At 35.9% G+C, this 22670-nt stretch carries 19 protein-coding genes; all 19 read left to right on the forward strand.

Features of this window, described 5'->3' with window-relative positions:
• Positions 1-154: 154 nt before the first annotated feature.
• The 19 genes from L323_RS22790 to L323_RS22880 all read left to right on the forward strand — a co-directional run bounded on the left by L323_RS22790 (position 155) and on the right by L323_RS22880 (position 22653).
• Positions 155-1408, forward strand: coding sequence for an ABC transporter substrate-binding protein (locus L323_RS22790; protein ID WP_020813952.1), 1254 nt, complete (start codon positions 155-157; stop codon positions 1406-1408).
• Between the two features lie 98 nt (positions 1409-1506).
• Positions 1507-2418 carry a carbohydrate ABC transporter permease gene (locus L323_RS22795; protein WP_020813953.1) on the forward strand — a complete coding sequence of 304 codons (912 nt, stop codon included), beginning with the start codon at positions 1507-1509 and terminating at the stop codon, positions 2416-2418.
• 135 nt (positions 2419-2553) lie between these two features.
• Positions 2554-3240, forward strand: coding sequence for a carbohydrate ABC transporter permease (locus tag L323_RS22800; protein ID WP_242835220.1), 687 nt, complete (start codon positions 2554-2556; stop codon positions 3238-3240).
• Positions 3241-3265: 25 nt separating this feature from the next.
• On the forward strand, positions 3266-4525 hold the full coding sequence (locus L323_RS22805; protein WP_020813955.1) for a Gfo/Idh/MocA family protein: 1260 nt from the start codon (positions 3266-3268) through the stop codon (positions 4523-4525).
• A 298-nt stretch (positions 4526-4823) separates the two neighbouring features.
• The gene (locus L323_RS22810) at positions 4824-6752 is read left to right on the forward strand and encodes a BglG family transcription antiterminator (RefSeq protein ID WP_020813956.1); all 1929 of its coding nucleotides are present in this window, start codon (positions 4824-4826) and stop codon (positions 6750-6752) included.
• A 60-nt stretch (positions 6753-6812) separates the two neighbouring features.
• Positions 6813-8519: a phosphoenolpyruvate--protein phosphotransferase gene (gene ptsP / locus L323_RS22815; RefSeq protein ID WP_031341735.1), complete on the forward strand. Its 1707-nt coding sequence runs from the start codon at positions 6813-6815 to the stop codon at positions 8517-8519.
• 38 nt (positions 8520-8557) lie between these two features.
• Complete coding sequence (locus L323_RS22820; RefSeq protein ID WP_020813958.1) at positions 8558-8824, forward strand: HPr family phosphocarrier protein; 267 nt, start codon at positions 8558-8560, stop codon at positions 8822-8824.
• A 29-nt stretch (positions 8825-8853) separates the two neighbouring features.
• Positions 8854-9162 carry a PTS lactose/cellobiose transporter subunit IIA gene (locus L323_RS22825; RefSeq protein WP_020813959.1) on the forward strand — a complete coding sequence of 103 codons (309 nt, stop codon included), beginning with the start codon at positions 8854-8856 and terminating at the stop codon, positions 9160-9162.
• A 26-nt stretch (positions 9163-9188) separates the two neighbouring features.
• Entirely contained in the window at positions 9189-9500 is a 312-nt protein-coding gene (locus L323_RS22830; protein ID WP_020813960.1) for a PTS sugar transporter subunit IIB, read from the forward strand.
• 22 nt (positions 9501-9522) lie between these two features.
• Positions 9523-10872, forward strand: a complete 1350-nt coding sequence (celB, locus tag L323_RS22835; protein ID WP_020813961.1) for a PTS cellobiose transporter subunit IIC — start codon at positions 9523-9525, stop codon at positions 10870-10872.
• 105 nt (positions 10873-10977) lie between these two features.
• The gene (locus L323_RS22840) at positions 10978-11559 is read left to right on the forward strand and encodes an RDD family protein (RefSeq protein ID WP_020813962.1); all 582 of its coding nucleotides are present in this window, start codon (positions 10978-10980) and stop codon (positions 11557-11559) included.
• Positions 11552-12478, forward strand: a complete 927-nt coding sequence (locus L323_RS22845; RefSeq protein WP_242835221.1) for an N-acetylglucosamine kinase — start codon at positions 11552-11554, stop codon at positions 12476-12478. The genes L323_RS22840 and L323_RS22845 overlap by 8 nt, the downstream gene beginning before the upstream one ends.
• The gene (locus tag L323_RS22850) at positions 12479-13792 is read left to right on the forward strand and encodes a 6-phospho-beta-glucosidase (protein ID WP_020813964.1); all 1314 of its coding nucleotides are present in this window, start codon (positions 12479-12481) and stop codon (positions 13790-13792) included.
• 19 nt (positions 13793-13811) lie between these two features.
• On the forward strand, positions 13812-14930 hold the full coding sequence (locus L323_RS22855) for a MupG family TIM beta-alpha barrel fold protein (RefSeq protein WP_020813965.1): 1119 nt from the start codon (positions 13812-13814) through the stop codon (positions 14928-14930).
• Between the two features lie 34 nt (positions 14931-14964).
• Complete coding sequence (locus L323_RS22860; RefSeq protein ID WP_020813966.1) at positions 14965-15189, forward strand: hypothetical protein; 225 nt, start codon at positions 14965-14967, stop codon at positions 15187-15189.
• Positions 15190-15227: 38 nt separating this feature from the next.
• Complete coding sequence (locus tag L323_RS22865) at positions 15228-16598, forward strand: NTP transferase domain-containing protein (RefSeq protein WP_020813967.1); 1371 nt, start codon at positions 15228-15230, stop codon at positions 16596-16598.
• A gap of 415 nt (positions 16599-17013) precedes the next feature.
• Positions 17014-17742 (forward strand): SIS domain-containing protein, encoded by a 729-nt coding sequence (locus tag L323_RS22870; protein WP_020813969.1) that lies wholly within the window; start codon positions 17014-17016, stop codon positions 17740-17742.
• A gap of 80 nt (positions 17743-17822) precedes the next feature.
• Positions 17823-19049 carry an S-layer homology domain-containing protein gene (locus L323_RS22875; RefSeq protein ID WP_020813970.1) on the forward strand — a complete coding sequence of 409 codons (1227 nt, stop codon included), beginning with the start codon at positions 17823-17825 and terminating at the stop codon, positions 19047-19049.
• Positions 19050-19065: 16 nt separating this feature from the next.
• Positions 19066-22653 (forward strand): hypothetical protein, encoded by a 3588-nt coding sequence (locus L323_RS22880; protein WP_020813971.1) that lies wholly within the window; start codon positions 19066-19068, stop codon positions 22651-22653.
• Positions 22654-22670: the final 17 nt, after the last annotated feature.

Here is a 22670-nt window from a genome sequence, read left to right on the forward strand (position 1 = left end):
TACATTTTTATTAATCCAGTCTATTTCTATATACTTTTATTACCTTTTAATTTAATAACAAAATGACAAGGTTATAAATTTAACAATAAATTTTAACAGATATAATTAAATACAAGAAGAGAAAAAATCTTCTCTATAAAAAGGAGGACTAAGAATGAAAAGGTTTAGTAAGGCAATGAGTTTACTGGTTAGTTCATGTTTAGTTGTTTCTATGGGTCTATCCGGTTGTGGTTCATCAGATTCACAGCAGGCATCAGATAAGTCAGCAGCGGCTACATCATCCTCAGCTCCGGTAAAAGAAGTAACTTATAAGGTAGGTTATTTTTCAGAGCAGTATACTTCTACCTATGAGAAAGCTTGTGAAGGCATTGAAAAAGTACTTCCCGGAGTAAAAGTAGAACCTATGATGTACCCTACAGACAAAGATTACTGGGACAACCTTCCAGCTCAGGTAGCTGCAGGTACAGCTCCGGATTTAGCAGCAATGACCAATGAAAAGTATCTTGATTTCATTTCTAATGGACTTATGCTTCCTTTAAATGAATCAGTAATTGATTTATCTAAAATTCAGAAACAGGCAGTTGATGCATGGAAGATAGACGGAAAACTTTATGGTATTCCTCTTACTGCACAACCTGAAGCTTTTATAATCAATATGGATATGTGGAATAAAGCAGGTCTTAAAGAACTTCCAAAGACTCTCGATGATGTTAAGGTTGCGGCTAAAGCCCTGACAAAAGACGGTGTAAAGGGTATTTGTATACCTGACGCTGAGTTCCACTTAACACAATATGCATTAGCTTTTGGCGGTGGTTGGGGATTCGGAAAGACAATTGATACTCCTCAAAACGCTCAGGCATTACAGTACTTAATTGATATGTTTAAGGATGGAGTTGCAATCACTCCTAAACAAGCCGGTCTGAGCTGGGACGGAGAAGTATTTGCTAAAGGCAAGTGCGCAATGTCTACAGGCGGAACCTGGTATATTGCAACACTTAAAGAAATGGCTCCTGACATTAATTATAAAATGATACCATTACCAAAAGGAATGACAAACGGAAGTACATTACACTCAATTGCAATAGGCGTACTTAAGACAGCAAAGGATGCTGAAGTAGCAGCAAAAATAGCAGCATATCTCGTGAGAGATGAAGTTCAGCAGACCGTTGTAAAGGATGCGGGAGCACCACCTAGCAGTATTGCTATAAGTGACGAGTACTTTGCGAATGACCCTATAGTTAAAGATTTGAAACCTGTTCTTGCATACGCACAGCCATTTGCTTATCCGGCTGCCGGACAGAAATTTTCAGAAGCACTTATAAAAGGCTTTGATGAAGCAATATATGCTAAGGACAGCAAAAAAACCGGTGCTGATATTGTGAAAGATGTTCAGGCTCTATTCAAATAAATTAAAATTATTAAGATTTGAAAAAAAGGATAGGAGAGCTTAAGCTCTCCTGTTCTATTAAATACTATATTATCCGAGATGGAATGGAGTTGATTGTTTTGTTAAAATCAGTAAGGTCAAAATCAAGAAGTAAAAGGGAAGAGACTATTACTGCATATTTATTTCTTCTACCTGTAATACTGCTGTGGTTGATATGGTTTTTAATACCGACTATCCAATCCTTTGTTATCAGCTTTTATCAGTACAGCTTTGTTCAAGTGTCTCAGAACCATTTTGTGGGTTTCCAGAATTTTATTAGGGCCTTAACTGAAGTTGACTTTTATCAGGCGTTAAAACATACTTTGATTATTGCTTTTGTAGCAGTTCCTATTCAGAGTGTAATAGCTTTGCTATTAGCTATGGCGCTGAATTTAAATATTAAATTTAAGGGCGGTTTTCGTACTATTTTTTATACACCGTATGTAGTCTCTAGTATAGCGGTTACTACAGTGTTCATGTATTTCTTTGTAATGGGAACACCTATCACTAAATTTTTCTCTTTGTTCGGTATAGATAACACTACGTGGTACGCAGATTTTAATTTAGCTTTGCCATTTATAGTAATGATTTATGTATGGCAGCAAATTGGATTTTATATAGTTGTATTCTTAGCGGGACTACAGACAATACCCGCGGAGTTAAACGAATCAGCTAAAGTTGATGGAGCAGATTCTTTCAGAAGATTCTTTTACATAACCTTACCAATGCTGAAACCGGTAGTATTTTTGAATCTGACTTTTGGAATGATTCAAGCCCTTCAGGTATTTGATCAGGTTGCTGCTGTTGCCCAGAATCAGCCGTTGGGTTCGCCTGCCGGTGCCACAAGTACATTGGTATCATATTTCTATGTACAATCATTCAAAAACTGGGACATGGGCTATGGTAGTGCAGTTGCAATACTATTGTTTATCGTAATTTTTATAATTACTATGGTTCAGAAAAAGCTTCTTGACGATAGCGGCGAAGAGTAAGGAGAAAATAATATGAGAACATTATCAAAAACTTTGTTATATATTTTACTTGGTTTATTATCATTAATTTTTTTAATACCAATTTTTTATGCACTGTATACATCATTATTACCACTACAATACGTGGACAAAATTGTGCCGATTACTAAAATTAATTTAAATAATTATATTACTCTATTCCAGAAAACTGAGGTAGTTCAATGGTTCTTTAATACAGCCATTGTTACAGTTTTAACTGTATTAGGCAATGTTGTTTTAAACACTATGGCAGGCTATGCACTGGCAAAGTTCAATTTTCCGGGTAAAAAACTAATCTTTATGTTAGTACTTGCCAGTATGATGATCCCATTCCAATTGATAATTACACCTATGTATATTATGATTGCAAAATTACATTTACATAATACATTGACCGGACTTATTGTTCCATTTATGTACAATTGTTTGTATATATTCATGGCTAGACAATTCTTCCTTACTATTCCTAAAGAAATTGAAGAAGCAGCTACCATTGACGGACTTAACAAGGCAAAGACATTCTTTAAGATTATAGTACCGCTTTCAGGAAATATAATAACTACTATAGTAATATTGAATTTCACATCAACATGGAACTCATATCTTGTTCCTGCAACATTTATAAGTGATAAGTCGAAATATTTACTAGTTGTTGGTTTGAGAACAGTTAATGATCAGTTCTTTACCAGACCTAATCTTGTAATGGCAGGAGTAATTTTAACAACGTTACCTGTATTATTACTATTCCTCAGATATCAGAAATACTTTGTACAAGGAATTGCAACGACAGGCATAAAAGGTTGATTTCAATATATAGAGGTGAATGTAAATGAGGAAAATTTCTTTAGCACTAATAGGTGCCGGAGATAGAGGAATGCACTCTTATGCTCCGTTTGCACTAAATAAACCCCACGAAGTTGAATTTGTTGCTGTAGCTGAACCGGATAATGATAAAAGAGAAGCCTTCAGAAAACAGTATGGTATAAGTGAGGATTGTTGTTTCAAAGATTATAAAGACTTCCTTGATAAACCAAAACTGGCTGACGGAGTCTTGATTTGCACCCAGGACAGAATGCATCTTGAACCGGCAATGATGGCACTGGAAAAAGGTTATCACGTTATGCTTGAAAAGCCTATGTCCGTATATCCTGCCGAATGTATTAAAATTGGGAACTGTGCTGAAAAGTATAATAAAATATTGTTGATTTGTCATGTGTTAAGATACACCCCGTTCTTTTCAACAATAAAGGAACTACTGGATGAAGGTAGCATTGGTAAGCTTATTTCCATTCAACATAATGAAAATGTAGGTTATTGGCATCAGGCTCACAGTTACGTAAGAGGTAACTGGCGCAAAGCTGAAGAATCCAGCCCCATGATTCTGGCAAAATCATGCCATGATATGGACATTCTTCTGTGGTTAGCCGGAGCCGACTGCGTTAGGCTGTCTTCTTTCGGAGCACTTACTCACTTCAAGGAAGAAAACGCTCCTGAAGGCTCGCCGGAAAGATGTCTGGAAGGATGTCCTTTTGAAAAGGAATGTCCATACTATGCTCCTAAAATCTATCTTACAGAAAAAACAGATTGGCCTACATCTGTTATTTCCACTGACCTAAGTGTAGAAGGCAGGCTAAAAGCATTAGAGGACGGACCCTACGGAAGATGTGTTTACCACTGCGATAATGATGTGGTAGATCATCAGGTAGTCAACATGGAGTTTGAAAATGGCACTACCGCTGTATTTACAATGTGTGCATTTTCAAATGAAATGGGCAGAACTATAAAGCTCATGGGAACAAAAGGTGAGATAAGAGGTCATATGGAGAAGAACCAGATAGAAGTAATTGAGTTTGGAACTTCAAAAAAAGTAACTATTGACCTTAATATCGGTGTGGATATACATGGACATGGTGGCGGTGATGAAAGGCTTATGAGTGATTTTATTAATTTAATAAGAGAAGATAATAATAATGGTCTTACTTCCGCTAAAAACTCCGTTCAGAGCCATTTAATGTCTTTCGCTGCGGAAAAATCGCGAATTGAAGGTACTGTAATTAATTTAAAAGAGTATATGCAACAACTTAAATAATGTAATCCTCCAATTGACGTTAAAATTTCAATTGGAGGATTTTTTATTGATATCATTAACCATTCTTTATATCTATCCTAAGCCTTTCATATTTCATCTAAATCCCAACACATTCCCAAAACCGGATGTACCTATATGCATATCTCGACATAATTAGATAAAATTATTCCAAAATTGCAACAATACCATAAACAAAAAAGGAATATTGGCAAGTAGACTAAAAAAAGTTTATGATATAAACTTAATTCATGATAAGCGCACTGATGATTAAAATTAAAGTATTTTAGGAGTGTGCAATATGAAAAATCAATCTCAGATAAGAACTATGGAGATTATATCGTTACTATTAGGTAATTCTGACTATATTTCTGTAAAAGATATCGCACAAAAGCTAAATGTTTCAGCTCGGACAATAAGAAGTGATATAGAAAAATTGGATGATCATATTAATGAATGCTTTAACTCAGATGAATTATACATTGAAAGAAAAAGCGGTTCCGGAATAAGATTGAAATCTAAGTCACCTGATTTTAACTTTAACGAGCTGGACATAAACAGTTTAGCAACTGACAAAATACAGACGGATAATAGTACAAGACGATTGGAAATAATGAATATGATGATTAATTCAAATGAGGAGTTAACTACGCAATTTCTGGCCGACCAGTACTATGTAAGTAAGAGCACAATTCTGAAAGATTTGGATTGGATTAACAGATGGTTAAAACAATATAATCTGGAGGTTGAAAAAAAGCAGAATAAGGGTGTATATATCTTAGGCAGTGAAAAGGATATCAGAAACGCAATTGTTGCTGTATTGAAATTGGGTAACATAAACTCTAAAAAGCCTGACTCTAAAATAAAAAATATAGAAATAAAACAAAATAGTAATAAATATAACGAAATTGTAAAGATATATCCTAAAATTAATATCGACGAAATTGGTAACATAATTCACAATGCCGAGAAAGAATTTGCATTTTTTATGCCGGAGGAACATTACAATTCAATGTTTACCCATTTAGTAATAAGTATCGGCAGATTACTCAAGGGAATAAAAGTTGACGATGAGAGCGAGTTAATTGAAGGTCAGTGTAATGATATTGAAACCCAGGTAGCAAGATACATTGTATCCAGATTAGAAGAGGAATTTAAAATATCAATTCCTCAGGCTGAATTTGCATATATATGTATGCATTTAATGGGATTGAATATTTATAGCGGTACAGACAGAATGAATATTGACGATGCTCTGTTAAATATCCCCAGCAATGTTAAGACCTTAGTTTATGAAATAGTAAGGTATGTAGGAAACATCTTAAATATGGATTTTACAGACGACAAGGTATTATTTTTAGGACTAATGTTTTATTTGAAAACATCAATTTTCAGACTTAAGAATAACGCTAATAAAGGTTTTTCGCAGGATATAAACGTAGACGATGTCTTGCAAGAGATATATATGGCTGTATGGACTACCGATACACTTTATAAAAAATATGCAAGTGTTACAGCTAGTATTTCCAGTGAAGAGATATTAGAGGTTGCCCGGTATTTTTTAGTTGCCATAGAAAGAAAGTGGCGCAAAAATAAAGCAATTATTGTGTCTGATACAAGCCTACAAGCAGCAATAGAAATTAGGAATCAGTTAACAAAGTATATTCCTAATATACAGGTCGTAGATATTTGCTCATATTATCAATTGAATTTAAGAAATCATGATAATTATAAATTTATTATTTCTACCATGCCACTGAGCTATAAAAATAAACCTGTAATGCAGGTGCCTGTGAAACTTGATAATGACAACATAAATGAAATAAAAAGGTTTGTAAATAGCTATATATTGAAGAACTCAAAAAGAACTGATAATAATGTAAACGTATTAACTTTAAAAGTTGAAGACTCAGCACAGACTATTGAAGATCTGCTTCTAACTATAGAACGGTTAATTGATGAAGGTAGTGTGGATGAACCTAAAAAAATTAAAAGTCTGGCCAGAAATTGTTTTTCTGATGATAAGAATAGATTACATATAAAAGGTAATATGTATGTGAAAGTTGTAGAGGGAGATTTAAAACAGTCAATTATCATTAATTGCAGCATTAACTCAAATTTATTAGTTGATGATATTCTTGTAAAAAATGTTAACATTTGCTTTGTTACTGACAATAATATGTCAGCTTATGGAGAAGTTATGGAAAAGTTTTTATTATTTAAGGAATAGGGTTGTTAAAAAATGAATATGGCTTTAAATGCAGACAGAAGTCCTAAGGGAGGGAATGCAATGAAAGGAATAGGAACAGGAGGAGGAAAAGCTTTTGCAGAGATTTATATAGTAAATAATGATAGTGTAGAAATAAACAAATACATCATTAATAATATTGAAGCTGAATGCAAAAGAATAGATAACGCAAGAGAAATTGCAAAAGAACAGATAAAAGCAGTAATGGAAAGCAACGCTAAATGCCAAGGGGACGATAACGTAGGGATTTTAGACTATCAACTCTTATTTCTGGAAGATGAATCCTTCTTTGATGACATAAAAAGATATATAAGGGACCAACATATAAACTGTGAATATGCTCTGCATGAATGTGTAAATAATTTTATTAGAGATTTCGAAGCAATAGAGAATGATTATCTAAAAGAAAGAACCTCAGATATCTATGATATGGAAAAAAGAGTACAAATGGTACTTGCGGAAAAGCCTTTACAGGATATCTCATGCATGGATGGCGAATGTATAATTGCTACCGATGAAATGCTTCCATCGCAGGTTATGAGCATGGATAGAAATAATATTAAGGGAATTTTAATGGAATATGGTGGTAAGACCTCTCATAGCGTAATTATTGCCCGTTCTATGGGAATACCGTGTATAGTCGGCTTAAAGGATATTAAGAAATTGGTTACCAATGGGGAAAAAGTAATTATTGATGGAAATACCGGTGAAGTAAACATAAATCCAAATATAAATGACATTTCAGATTATCAACAGTATCAAGACAACAAACATTTAAAAAATGTAGAGCTTAAAAAATTCATAGACAGAGATACCAGAACTCAGGATGGCGTTACTATGAAAATTTTAGCAAATATTTCTTCAGAAAATGATATTAAACTTATGTTAGAAAACGGCGGCGAAGGGATAGGATTGTTTAGAACAGAATTTATTTACATAAACAGTAAAACACTCCCGACGGAAGAAGCCCAATATAGAATATATTCAGATATAGCTCAGAGGAATAAGGACAAGCTATTTATAATCAGGACATTAGATATCGGTGGAGATAAGTCCATTGACTATTTAAATATCAAAAAAGAAGAAAACCCGTTTCTGGGATTCAGAGCTATAAGATATTGTTTGAAAAATCCACATATTTTTAAGTCCCAGATTTCCGCAATATTAAGGGCCAGCACTTTTGGAAATATAAAATTTATGATTCCCATGATAGCTACATTAATGGAGTTAAGAAGTGCAAAAGAAATGATTGACGAGGTTAAAAAGGACCTTGAAAACAAAGGTATCCCGTTCTGCAAGGATACACAAATTGGAATGATGATTGAAACGCCGTCAGCAGCCTTGATGGTAGACCGTTTTGCAAAGGAGGTAGACTTTTTTAGTATAGGAACCAATGACCTCACTCAGTATTTATTTGCAGCAGACCGTATGAATGAGCAGGTAGCATATTTAAATTCCAGTTTCCATCCCCAACTTTTAAAGGTAGTAAAGGATGTAGTTGATTGTGGGAAAAGGAATGGTATTGAAGTAGATATATGCGGACATGCAGGTGAAAACCCGTATCTGATTCCCATCTGGGTTGCTATGGGGGTTGATAACTTAAGTGTTAGTATTCCGTCAATTCTGGCAGTAAGACAACAGATATGCAATATTAACAAAAATGATTTGATCCCGGTTTTAGAAAAAGTTTTATCTTTTGATGATGCTTATGAAGTAGAAGAATATCTTAAAACGAAGTTTCAATTTTAATTTCTATTTTAATTAAATACACAATAGGAGAGTATAAAATGATTTCAATTAATGTTAAAGTTATGAATCAGCTGGGTATACATGCTAGAACAGCGGCTAAACTTGTAAGGACTGCGGCAGCTTTTAAAAGCTCAATTAATGCAGTAAAGGATGGTAAGCTTTATGATTTAAAAAATGTAAGAGGTGCAATCACATTAAACGGCAAATTCGGAGATGAACTCACTATCCAGATTGATGGAATTGACGAAGCTGAGGCCTCTGAAAGTATTAATCAACTTTTCTTAGGTGGACTTGGTGAAAGTTAACATAACTACATTAATAAAGGAGTAGTATTATGGATATATTACAAACCTCTATGTCTATTATTGCAGGTGCCGGTGACGCAAAAAGCTGTGCAATGGAAGCCATATACCTTGCTAGAGAAGGAAAGTATGAAGAAGCACGTATAAGCCTTGAAAAGGCTAAAGAAGCCTTGAGGGACACTCACAGTATACAAACCGATTTAATTACTAAAGAAATGCAGGGTGAAAAAATGGAATTAGCACTGATAATGGTCCATGCACAGGACCATCTCATGGGTGCTGTATTAATTAAGGATTTAGCTACGGAGATTGTCACAATGTATGAGAAATTTTCAAAATAATTAATCAAAAGGAGAGGAGGATAAAAATGGTTAAAATCACTTTGGTGTGTTCGGCTGGAATGTCAACAAGTATGCTTATGGAGAGGATGAAAGAAGCAGCAAAGGCTAAAGGAATTGAGGTTCAGATGCAGGCTCTGGCAGAGGGAGAAATAAAAAATAATCTGGGTGATACAGATATTTTGTTATTGGGCCCTCAGGTAAGGTACATGATATCCGGAATGCGAGCAGAATATGCTAACAAAATTTCTGTTATAGAAGTAATAAATATGTCTGATTATGGACTTATGAATGGTGAAAAGGTACTTAATGATGCTCTTGTGCTTTATAGCAAAAAATAAATATAAGGAGTTGATATGTAAAATGAGTAGCAAAAAACATAACGTTCAAGGCTTTTTCGAAGAAAAATTTATGCCTATTGCTGCAAAAATAGGAAATCAGAAGCACCTCATAGCACTGAGAGATGGAATTATGTTTACTATGCCACTTCTCATTATAGGTTCACTTTTTCTAATCTTAGCAGAGTTACCTATTGATGCATACCAGAATTTTATGGCTTCAGTATTTGGCGCAAATTGGCAGGCTTTTGAGGGTGTTGCCCTGAATGGAACAATGGGAATTATATCACTTATTGCAGTCTTTGGTATTGCTTATTCCCTAGCCGGAAGCTATGAAGTTGATGGGAAGCCAATTGATGGTATTCCTGCGGGTGTATTATCTGTGGCAGCATTTTTCATTGTTAATATAGTAAGTGTTTTTGGCACAGGAGACGATGCAGTTGAAGCATGGGGAACATCTGTATTTACATCTGAGTATTTATTTCTTGCAATAGTTGTATCATTAAGTGTAGCAGAAATATATAGATTTCTGCTGCAGAAGAAATTTGTTATAACAATGCCAAAATCCGTTCCTCCAACAGTATCACGTTCTTTTACCGCACTTGTACCGGGTTTTGTAATAGTAGTTTTCTTTATGCTGGTTAGGTTAGGATTTTCTTTTACAGGATGGTCAGATCTAGCAACATTTGTACAAAGCGTATTAAAAAAGCCGATAGAGTTAGCAGGCTCATCTTACATAGGAACAGTATTTGCATGTTTATTTGAACATACCCTTTGGTCTTTTGGTATTCACGGTTCTTCAATTATGACGGCAGTTATGGAGCCAATCTGGATTTCTAATGCCGGTGCAAACCTGGAGGCTTTTAAAGCTGGAGCAGAGCAACTCCCAAACATTGTTACATATTCCTTCTATGAAAATGGAGTATGGATGGGTGGTTCAGGTGCAACTTTAGCAGTTGTTGTTTATATGTTGGTGTTTGCTAAATCAAAGCTGGTAAAGCAGATTGGACGTTTGGCAATTGTTCCGGGTATATTTAACATTAATGAGCCGGTTGTATTCGGATTGCCGGTTGTGTTAAATCCATTCCTTATGATTCCGTACATATTAGCACCTATTGCGGTAACTACTGTTTCATATTTCGGTACTTTAATCGGTATATTCCCGTACACTACAGGAGTTATTATACCTTGGACTACTCCATATTTTATAAGCGGTTACTTGATGACAGGCGGAAATGTTATGGGTGTGGTTGCCCAAGTAGTATTATTTGCAGTAGCATTTATAATTTGGCTTCCGTTTATAAGAATTTGGGACAAGAAGAATTATATTTCTGAAAATCAGATTGAAGAGCCTGTAACAGCTGCTGTTCAATAATAACACAATCTAACTATATTTTTTCACAATTACCTCTGTAATATCTGTACTATGTTCGAATGCAGATATTACGGAGGCTAAAATTTAATAAATGGGGGAAAGAGTATGAAATCATTAAAACAGGCATTTACAAATTTCAGACTTCGTAGATTGGTAGCATTCATAATTGACATGGGTATCATGGCGGTACTCTTGACCTTATTGTATAAATTATTTGAGTTACCGAATTTTCCAGTGGTAATGGCAGCAATGGCAGAAGCGAATAGTAAGATAAATACTCCGGAGTGGCAGTCTCTCGTAAATAGCTCAACAGCTATCTTCAACATGGTTTTTATACAATCATTGCTTATATATTTCGGTTATGAAACTGTTACTCAAATATTATTTAAGGGATCAACAATCGGAAAGTTAATTATGGGGCTGCGCATAGTTTCTCAAAATAGTAATCGTGGAGTGGTATTCCATTATTTATTTATGACGGTGAGAAGCTTTATAAAAATAATTTTAATATATTTATTGCAGGGAATTCCATTTATTATCTCTATATTAAGCATATTTGCAAATTATCAATCAAAGGCTGGCTATGATTATATTGTTAAGACGGTTGTTGTTGAAAAGTTAAAGGGAAAAGATGTTGAGGAAGAAAAGAATAAATTAATTAAGAGGGATATGATTGCAGATGCCTGATAAATTAGGAATAGGAATAGATGGTGGCGGAACTAAAACCAAAGTTTTAGTAAAAAAGTCTTTGACCGGGGATGTACTTTTTGAAAAAAAATATCCATCGACTAATTATAACAACATCGGAGTAGATGGGTTAGAACAGGTTTTAAAAACAATATACACTGAACTGGCTGAGAAATTCGGTAAAGAACAACTTGTAAATGCATCTCTGGCAATGGGAGCAGCGGGTATAGACAGACCACAGGATGCAGCAGTATATCGTGAAGCTTTAAAAATCGGTGGTTTTGATTGTAGTTTTGAAGTATTCAATGATGCATATATCGCTTTAATAGGTGGTAATGGCGGAAGAAATGGTGCACTTTTAATTACGGGTACGGGTTCAATCGCTATAGGCATTTCTTCTGAAGGAAAAGAGGTAAGAACCGGTGGCTGGGGTTATATGACCAGTGATGACGGAAGTGGCTATAAGCTTGGAATAAAGGCTGTCTCAGCAATAATGGATCATTATGACGGAATTATTGAACATACATCATTAACCGATAGAGTACTAAATTATTATGGAATAAATTCTCCGGAAGATTTTATGGATTTGATATATATAGATAAAGATTTTAGCATAGACAAAATTGCTGCAATAGCTCCTATTGTACAGGAAGAAGCTGAAAGAGGGGATGCGGCTGCTTTGGATATTCTCAATAGAGAAATAGAAAGATTAGTTGCAATGATTACAGCTCTGTCAAAAAAAATGAAAACAGGTGAGTTCAGACTATGCCTTGCTGGAAGCTTAATGTTAAAGTCAGATATTTATTTGAGGTTATTTAAGGAAAGTATGAATAGAAGCTTACCCGGTATTGAAATATGTAAACCGCTGGATGAGCCGGCTTATGGAGCATTAATTATTGCATTGGGGAGGGAAGAATAAATGAGTAAGGCATTAAAGATAGCTGTAATTGGTGGTGGCAGTAGCTATACTCCTGAATTAGTGGAAGGAATTCTAAAGAGAAAAGATGAATTACCAGTGTCGGAATTATGGCTTGTAGATATAGAAGAGGGAAAACAAAAGCTCGATATCATTGAAGCTCTCACCAAGAGAATGGTTAAGAAAAGTGGCCTGGATATAAGAGTATTTACAACCCTGAATAGAAGAGAAGCAATACATAACGCAGATTTTGTTATAACACAATTCAGAGTTGGAGGGCTAAAGGCCAGAGAAAAAGATGAGCTTATTCCATTAAAATACGATGTAATAGGTCAGGAGACAACGGGCCCCGGGGGCTTTGCTAAAGCAATGCGAACAATTCCAGTAATTTTGGATATTTGCAGTGAAATTGAGGAGTTGGCACCGGAGGCATGGCTTGTAAATTTTACAAACCCGGCAGGAATCATAACAGAGGCAGTAAAGACACATTCAAATGTTAAAGTTTTTGGACTTTGCAATGTTCCTCTTGGTACTAAAATGGATATTGCAAAACTTTTAAAGGTGGATTCAAAGCGTATAAGAGTGGACTTTGTAGGACTTAATCATATGAATTTCATTACAAATGTTTATTTGGACGGGTATAGTATTTTAGATGAAATAATAGAAAAATATAGTGCTCCTGAATACCATGAACAAGTAGAAGCCATATCTGATATAGTTTGGGATATTGATTTCATAAAAAGCTTAGGTATGCTTACAAGCCCGTATCACAGATATTATTATATTACAAAGACAATGCTTGAGGAGGAAAAAGAGAGCGTCAGAACTAACGGTTCCCGGGCAATGCAGGTACAAAGACTGGAAAAGAGCCTGTTCGAGCTATATAAGGATGAAGATTTAAATGTAAAGCCTAAAGAGCTTGAAGGCAGGGGTGGGGCATACTATTCCGACGCAGCTATTTCACTGATTAGTGCAATACACAATGACAAAAATGAAATACATACTATTAATGTATTAAATAACGGAACAATAACGAATGTCCCTTCAGATGCAATAATTGAAGCAAATTGTATTGTTGGAAGAAATGGAGCTGAGCCAATTCATATAGGTGCTGCCGATACAAAAATAGCCGGCCTCATAAACTATGTGAAGTCATATGAAAAATTAACTATTAAGGCGGCTGTTTCCGGGAGTTATTATGATGCACTTATGGCTATAAATGCAAATCCTCTTGTTAATGAATATTCAGATGCCAAAGCCATACTTGATGAATTGTTAATTGCTCATAAACCCTATCTGGACTATGTAAAAAAGTAAATTTGAGAGGCTATTTACTATGAGAGAAATCGGTGTAAGTGTATATAGTGATTTTTGCTCAATGGAATATATAACCATATACCTTTCAAAGGCCAGCAGACTAGGGTTTAAAAAGGTATTCACCTCACTGATACTAGAGAATCATGGTTTCGAAACTTTAAATAAAATGGAGTACCATCAGTTAAAAGAACTTTATAATATATGCCATAAACTTGGTTTACATATAACTGCTGATATAAATCGTGAAGTTTTTGAGGTATCAGGTTGCAGTTTGAATAAATTAAAACCGTTGCGGGACATGTGTATAGAAAGACTTCGTATTGATGATGGATTTTCAAATGCTGAAATATGTACACTCACAAACAATGACTTTGGGATAAAGATAGAATTAAGTGCTGCTTCGGCAGGAAAAAAAGGCGATTATACTTATGATGAAACCAAAGAACTGTTAGAATTAATAAAAAAAGAAGGTACTTTGAAAAGCTTAACAGCATGTCACAACTTTTATCCCCTGACAGGTACCGGGATAGATATTTCAGAAATACGGGATGTTAACAAATTATTCAAATCCTATGATATACCACTGGGCGGTTTTGTGGCTTCACAATTCTCACCGAAGCACCTGCATAAAAATGGTAATGGAGTTCCAACGGTTGAAAAACATAGATATTTGCCTCCGCATATAGCAATGCAAGAGCTTTTTGCAGAAGGATTTGACTATGTATTGATTGGTGATTCCATGGCACATGACAGTGAACTTGAAACAATGGCTAAGTGTGCAAAAAGTTCCACAATAGAGATTCCTGTAGTTTTTAATCAATATATTAGCGATTCAATAAAAGAGAAAATATTGAATATGGAGTTAAAATCACGGATAGATCAACCGGCAGAAGTAATTAGAGCGTCAGATAGCAGGGGGTTGGAAGTGGCTCCAATATACTGTGCCAACCGTTCAAAATACACAGTAACAATCTGCAACTCTAATGCATCTCACTATATGGGTGAGCTTCAGATTTCTCTTACCGATATAGGGCCATCAATAGAACATAATGTACTGGGTTTTGTTCATCAGGATGCTATTGGACTATTAGAAAGTATTAAATACGGTCGTAATAAATTTAAACTGGTTAAATATTAACATAAGGCAACATTAACTAAGGAGATGTGACAATATGAAAATAGTAGTCAATTCTGCACTTATGGGGGAACAAATTATCAGTGCTCTTACTTCATATAAGGAAGACAACGTGAAGTATGAGTTTATTTCAAAGATTGGAATGAAGATAGAATTTGAAGTCACTGAAATGGAAAAGACAGCTGCTATTGATTTAACTAAAAAAATCATTAGGAGTCAGGATTTCGGAAGTGCACTGTACTTTCAGGTTACCACATTATAATGTCTAAATAATAAATATTTATTGAGGGAGGAGCTGCTATGGCAATAAAAAAGAGTGCGGTTATTCTTGCTGCCGGAACAGGTAGTAAAATGTTCCCTTTTAATACCGTAAGATCAAAGACAACTATAAAAATTGCGGGAATACCTTTAATAAGATATAATGCCGAAAAGCTTGCAAAAATGGGGTGTGAAGATATTGTAGTAGTAACCTCTGCTTTGTACCAAAGAGAAATAGAAGCTTGCTTATCACCTCTTGAAAATATAAATATAGTTTGTATGAATGAAAATTGTGGCAGTGCTGACAGCCTTGTTTTTGGAGCAAATCTGTGCACAAATGATAACATTTTAGTACTTTATGGTGACACAATAGTTGACGAAAGCGATCTCGAAAGACTTTACTCGGAAGTTGAACCGGCTGCGCTGTTATACCCTTTATCAGAAACTTCAAAAAATTGGATAGGAGCAACGATTGCAGATAATAGGATAAGTGATATAGGAGCTCACTATAGGGGCAGTCTTATAACTCATCAGTTTGCAGCTTTTAATTTGGATATCGACATAATATCCCAAGTAGCAAAAACTCCGGATTATTTCCCCAATGTAAAGTGCGGGGTTGGAGTTCCAAGGGAACGTTTTGTTGAAGCCGGTCTCATAAAACCTGCACAGCAGGGCCAGATTAAGGCAATAGAAGGCCGAGGTATTTTTTTTGATATAGATAAACCATGGCACATGTTGGCAGCAAATGAACAAATGGTCAAGATGAGAACAGGTAAGTTGACTGGGAGTATACTGGCAGAAGGAGCCGGAATTTCTGAAAGGGCTATTGTCAGAGGATTTGTTCAGCTTGGTAAAAACTCTGTAATAGGTGACAATGTTCTCATAGAAGGCAATGTTATTGCAGGTGAGAATACAATTATAGACAATGGAGCAATAATCAGCGGTAGTGCAGTTATTGGAGATAATACAAAAATCAGAAACTACTGTCATATTTATGATGGAGTATCAATCGGATCAGATTGCATTTTAGATCATGGCTCTGAATTTATAGGGGGCTTAATGATGGACAAGGTATATTTATATCACTACTGTGAAATGTATGGAGCCTTGGGAAACTATGTTGATATTGGTGCAGCTACTGTATGTGGTACCTTGCGATTTGACGATGGTGACCCGCGCCAGAGGGTAAAAGGCAGGAGTGAAATTCCTTTATCCTATGGAGATGCTATATATATTGGTGATTACTGCCGTACAGGAGTTAATACTATTCTGATGCCCGGATGCAAGATAGGCTCTTACAGTGTTGTAGGGCCTGGAGTTATATTAGTTGGTGATGTTGAAGAAAACAGTCTTATACAGGTTAAGCAGGAGCTTACAATTAAAAAATGGGGTTATGAAAAATACGGATGGTAACCTGTTTTTTTGGCATATAGGAATTTATATAATTTTTTGATGTTCTAAGTATTGATATGACTAAGGTTGATCTAGTACATCAGAAAATTTTATATAGTTAAATTCCTATATGCGGGGTTTGAAAAGGGGAATTCCCTTTCCGGGTTAGAGGGGGTGCTCAGAAATGCGGAGCATTTCGTCGAAGGGGGGAGTAGCCCCCCCTAGCGAACAAGAAAATTTGCTCGCTATATATAAATGGCACCTAAAAAACTGAGCGTAGCGAATTTACTTGATAGACACTGAATTCTAAATAAAATTTCAAGTTATATATTATAGAAAATTTTTAGTTCTGAACAACTTGGGCGTTTTTTCTTATACCCAAAATCCTATGTGGTAAATTATGTAAACAATATTACAATGTGTTAGGAGCCTACTTATGAAAAATTATTTTCAGGATTTTCACAGTTACATAATTAACGTAATGGAAAAATTTTATAATACTCAAATTGATAACCTGAATGTTGCAGCTGATTTGATAACTAACAGTATTATTAATGGCGGTAAATTTTTTGTTACCGGTACGGGACATTCACACATGATAGCCGAGGAGTTCTATACAAGAGCAGGAGGTTTTGCAAATGTATATCCGATACTTCCATCTGAATTTATGCTCCATGAGCATCCACTAAAGAGTACTGCGGTTGAGAGAGTTACTGATTACGCTGCGGTCATTATGCATATTTACAAAGTTAAACAGGGAGATGTAGTGCTGATAGCCTCTAATTCAGGCAGAAACGGTATGATTGTTGAACTGGCGAAACTTGTACAGGAGAAGGGGGCAAAGGTAATAGCTCTCACAAACCCCAGAAAACCGGAAAACGAAAAATCAAGACATCCCAGCGGAAAATATCTTTATCAATATGCTGACGTTGTAATCGATAATTGTGCAGAAACAGGAGATGCCGGTTATTATGTGGAGGAGGCCAGTACTTGTATGGGCGCAGTATCAACAGTCACAGGAGCCTATGCAGCTCAGTTTATTTCAATATTACTGGCCAAAAAGCTGGCTTCAAAAGGAATAATTCCTTCAGTATTCAAAAGCTCAAATATCGATGGCGGAGATGAGTGGAACAGAGGTCTATTTGAAAAATATTACGGAGTTTAAAATTGTATATTTTTGAAAATGATATATGAATTTTTATGTATCATTTTATGAATATAAATCAATTTAAAGGAGGAAAAAGAATGAAAAGGCACTCATTCAAAAAAGCTATTATTTTAGCAGTAGTTGCGGCCATACTATTGACTTGTGCTCCTTTAGTTTCCATGGCTCAGTCCTTTGATGATGTAAGCAAGGGATTTTGGGCAGGTGAGGCTATTAAAAAATGGAGTGATGCACAGGTACTGACAGGGTCAAATGGAAAGTTCAGGCCAAACGACCAAATAACACGAGCAGAATTTGCAGCAGTACTTAACAAGATAATGAAGTATGACAAAGGGAATGCAGTATTCAGTGACGTAAAACCATCGGATTGGTTTTATAGTCATATAACTGCTGTTGCCTCAGCAGGCGTTATGAATGGATATGATGGAAAGGCCATGCCCAATGCCATTATTAAAAGGCAAGATGCAGCTATAATGATAAAAAAGGCATTCAGCATAAAAAATGCAAGTTCTAATCCTTCATTTAATGATGCTAATAAAATATCCGGTTATGCACTGGAGGCTGTTGCAGCATTATTTGAAAAGGAATTTATATCAGGGAAGCCCGGTAAATTATTTGATCCTCATGGTGGATTGACACGTGCAGAAGCAGTAAAAATCGTCTCGAATGTTATCCCTAACTATATATATAAACCCGGAACTTATACTGCATTAGAAAAGGGGAATGTAGTAGTAAATTGTCCTGGAGTTATAATTAAGGGTGTAGAGATTACAGGAGATCTGATAGTTGCTCCAAGTGTTGGAAATACCATAACACTTGTTGATGTTAAAGTATCCGGTTCAGTCATTACTTTAGGAAAAACTGTAGTAAAAGAAGAGACTACTACACCAACGGATTCTACTAACCCATCAACCCCATCGAATCCGTCAAACCCGACTAATCCCACAGAACAAGCATACTGCGATACATACGAAAATGCTCTGGTTTCTGCAAAGGTACCTCAGGAGATTAAGGATTATATAAAAATACAAAATGGTACTGAAATTATGACATATAAATTTGTAGTTAAACCATCTGTATTCCCAGTTGGAGACAATGTAACTACATCAGTATTCAGTACAAACAGAGAGTATTTGTGGATAGGAAATACCCAGGGAATAATACGCCTAAAGGTTAGTGATGGAACACAGGAAAATTTCAATGACAAGTTAAAAGAAACTGATGTGAAACTTTTAATTGACGATGGAAAAAATGGCGTATGGGCAATTACCCCTGGATATGTTACACATGTTCCAGTTCAAAAATAAATAATGGAGGGGTTATATGTTTAAGGTTAAAAATAGCGTAAGAATATTAGCCATAACAGTGGCAGCTGCAACCGTTATAACAAGTTCGGTAAATTTACCGGTATCTGCAAAGAGCTATGTCCCCGTTTCCCTTGGTGGCAGTGTGACCAAGTTTACACCTGTAACTGAGCGTGTAACGCTGCAGAAAGAAATAAACTATTTTGCCAGTGGTGACAGCAGAATCCCAACTGATGGATGGGTTACTACAAATACTGATCAAAGTGCAGGAATCACCGCAGGACTGATAGGAAGTAATGTCAAGGTAACATTGAAGTCAATAGATAACAATGGTAATGAAGTATTGTGGATAGGCACAGATAAGGGTTTAATGAGAGTTTGTATGGCCGAGCCTGATACAGACGACGTTGTACAGTATTTTAACGGGCCAAGATACCTTTTTAATGGTGACGATGTTGTAACTGCGTTAAAAGACGATGGCTCTTATGGAGTATGGGTTAAAAATGCAGCTGGGGCAGTACATATAAAAATGGTACCAAGATCATTAACAGAAAAAGATGCAGTATATCAACAGATGGGCCCTGTTACCGATATCAGGGGGGCAATAAATGATTCTAATGTTCATCTTTATGATAATGGTAATGATACCTCTGATGGAGCACACCCGGCAGGAAGCGTACCTACTGACACAAATTCAGACCAATTAACTACTGTCAATGGACGTGTTTTTGCACAGGATTCTCCTTATTCTACAAATAATGACGGCTTATGGACAGCCCTTCGTTTTGCCGGTGATGCATACAAGTATGCATACCTGAAACAGAGTGGTATGAGCGACGCTGAGCCAATGGTAATAGAGACAAGAGAAAATGCCATGAGAATGTTGTCCAATATTCTTCTGCAGGGATATATTTCAGGACGTGGGGACGGTTTCATTACACGTCAATATCATGCTACTTACCAGCAAGAATATTTTAAAAATGGAAATCAGACAACAGACCCGGATTCTGCAAAAAGAACATACGATATAAATATGTATAAAGATCCTTTGGGATTGAATACCTTTAACGATAATATCGGTGATGTTGCTTTCTGGAAGAAGGATATCAACCCGGATGGTACTATAACACCAAATTCAAAGTCCTATATCGCACCCAGAAATAAGATTCGTGATTCTAAAACTGGTGTTTTCAATGAATTTAACGGAGTAGATTATCCTACTGACGGTATTGGCTTTAGCTGGGCAGCAGGTGGACTTATGTCGACGACTGATGGAAAATATCAGATGACACCTGATGCTATTGAAAAGCACGATGCTTATTGGAAAACCTTCTCAGGAAATTATATAGTAAAAGAAGTAGCTGCCGATAATACATATACTTTTGTTGATTCAGGAATAAGTGATAAGAGCAAAAGACCTGCCGGTGCTATCAGAATACCATACTTATATCTGCAGCTGGCATGTGATCCGGTAACCGGAATCCCTGACAACAGCTATAAGGTAGATGCGAAAGGTGTTGTATCAGGAGGGGTAACAAACGGTCCGATAATGGCCCCAAATAACGATGCTATTCCTGATGTTTCAAAGGTTCCGGCACATATGATGCCAAGAGTTGTGTTCCAGTTGGAATCTCAAATAAAGGAAGAAGTACCTGCTGTATTGGCAAAGCTTTACCGTGAAAATGATATTTATCATGGAGATAAGTTCAAGTCAGCTAAAGATAATGAAATAGTATACAAAACCGATACATCCTCTGAAGAAGTAGTGGCAGCATTTTTCTCATACTACATTGCGGACAAATTCCTCTTTGCAAGTATGGATAATATGACTGCAGATGAAACCGAAATACAAAGGCTCATGGTTCAATCCTGTATGCGCCAGATGAAAAATATAGTTCTTAATAAGGGCTATTTTATGGGAGATGAAAATGGTAGACCTACACTTTGGGCAAAATGGTATGTAACTTGGTATGCTGATAATATAAACGAAGGTGTTGGAGTCGGTTCACAGAACTTTGCTCAGGCAGTAGAAACCGAACCTTATACAGATAAAGTAGACTCATCTATAACACCAAGTGGTAAAAAACCTATTCCAAAAGATTTAACAATTGATGAAGTAAAAAATAAACAGATTACTAATAAACCTTTAACAGATGGTGTTGATAATCTGTACAGTGATGGTAGGTCTTTAGATCCAAGTTATGCCTATGAAGATGCACCTCTACAGGCAGCAGAAGTTATGATGTTTATTAGAGTGGCTCAGGAAATAGCAAAGGATTATTCCGGTATTGTTGCTGACTTAAACAGCAACCATAACCTAGGAGTTAATGTGTCTGACATTGATGCAGCATGGGAAGCAGCGTTTAAGCCTTATGATTACAGCGCAGTTGTTAGTGAAGCTGCCAAAGGCGCAGATGCTGATTTCTCGGAACTTAACGGTGTAGGTTATATTGAGATTTTAAAAACATATTTTGAACGTAAATTAACACAAAACATGGCTGATTGGGGAATGAGTACAGTTGCTGATTGGAATAACAAGACTAAAAAAGAATACTGGTTCCAAAAGGCGTGGGTACAGGATTGCTATTCTCCGTATGTAAATGGTTCAGATCAGGAACTTGCTTACCTGTCATATCTGCCTTTGCTGCTTCTTGAAAAACAGGGGACAACAAGAGGAGATGCCATTAGAGAAGGCTTTGAACAGTGGTTTGATTACATGAAAACAAGTGAAACTCCTGCATATCTCTTCCTGGCACAGGTTGCAAATCCTGATAGAACAGATATTGATCTGAATGGAGCAATGAGACAATTATATCGTTTACCGCAATACCTGTTAAGCTATCCTTCTTATCAATCAGGCAGAAATGATATCTACACACATGTTGTAGGCTCACGTAATTGGAATCTATTATACTCAAATATTGCACTGCCATTCGATGAAAGAAGTGTAATGAAAATAAATAATGACCCATTAAGCGTGGATACAAATGTAACCTTTAATGGAAATTTACTACTCAGTACCGGTTTAAATCCGGACTATACCATCAAAAATTATAATTGGGCAAATGACTACAATTTCACAGGTGGTAAAGGGTACTTATATGATTATGCGCCAACGTTTACAATGCCATACTGGTTTGGTAAATATTTTGGACTAATACAGGGAACCGCACCGGAATCAGGTATTACAAAATATACCTACGATAAAGTATTAACTGATTTTTCTGATACCGGTTCACAGGGATTCGTAAAACAGTATATAAAGTTTTTACAGGATCCTACATATACTCCAAGCAATAACTTAACTGAAATAAGCTCTATACTGACAAATGCTCAGACCTTTGTTAATAAGGATTTTACAATTAAGCCATCCATTTTCCCAACACTGGAAAATGTATCATCCTCAGTTCTTAAAAGCGATCGTAAGACTTTGTGGTTAGGCTATACGGCAGGTGGAGTTGACCGTATTAATCTTGAAAATAATGAAGTAACTTCGTACTCTGCCGCTTCTATAGGTTCGGGAAAAGTATTGCTGGTTGTTGATGATGCAGATAGTAACGGTGTATGGGTAATTACAACTGATGGTGTAACTAAAATAAAACAATGATAAACAAATTTTCCAAA

Source organism: Ruminiclostridium papyrosolvens C7 (assembly GCF_000421965.1).
GTDB classification, from domain to species: domain Bacteria; phylum Bacillota; class Clostridia; order Acetivibrionales; family DSM-1351; genus Ruminiclostridium; species Ruminiclostridium papyrosolvens_A.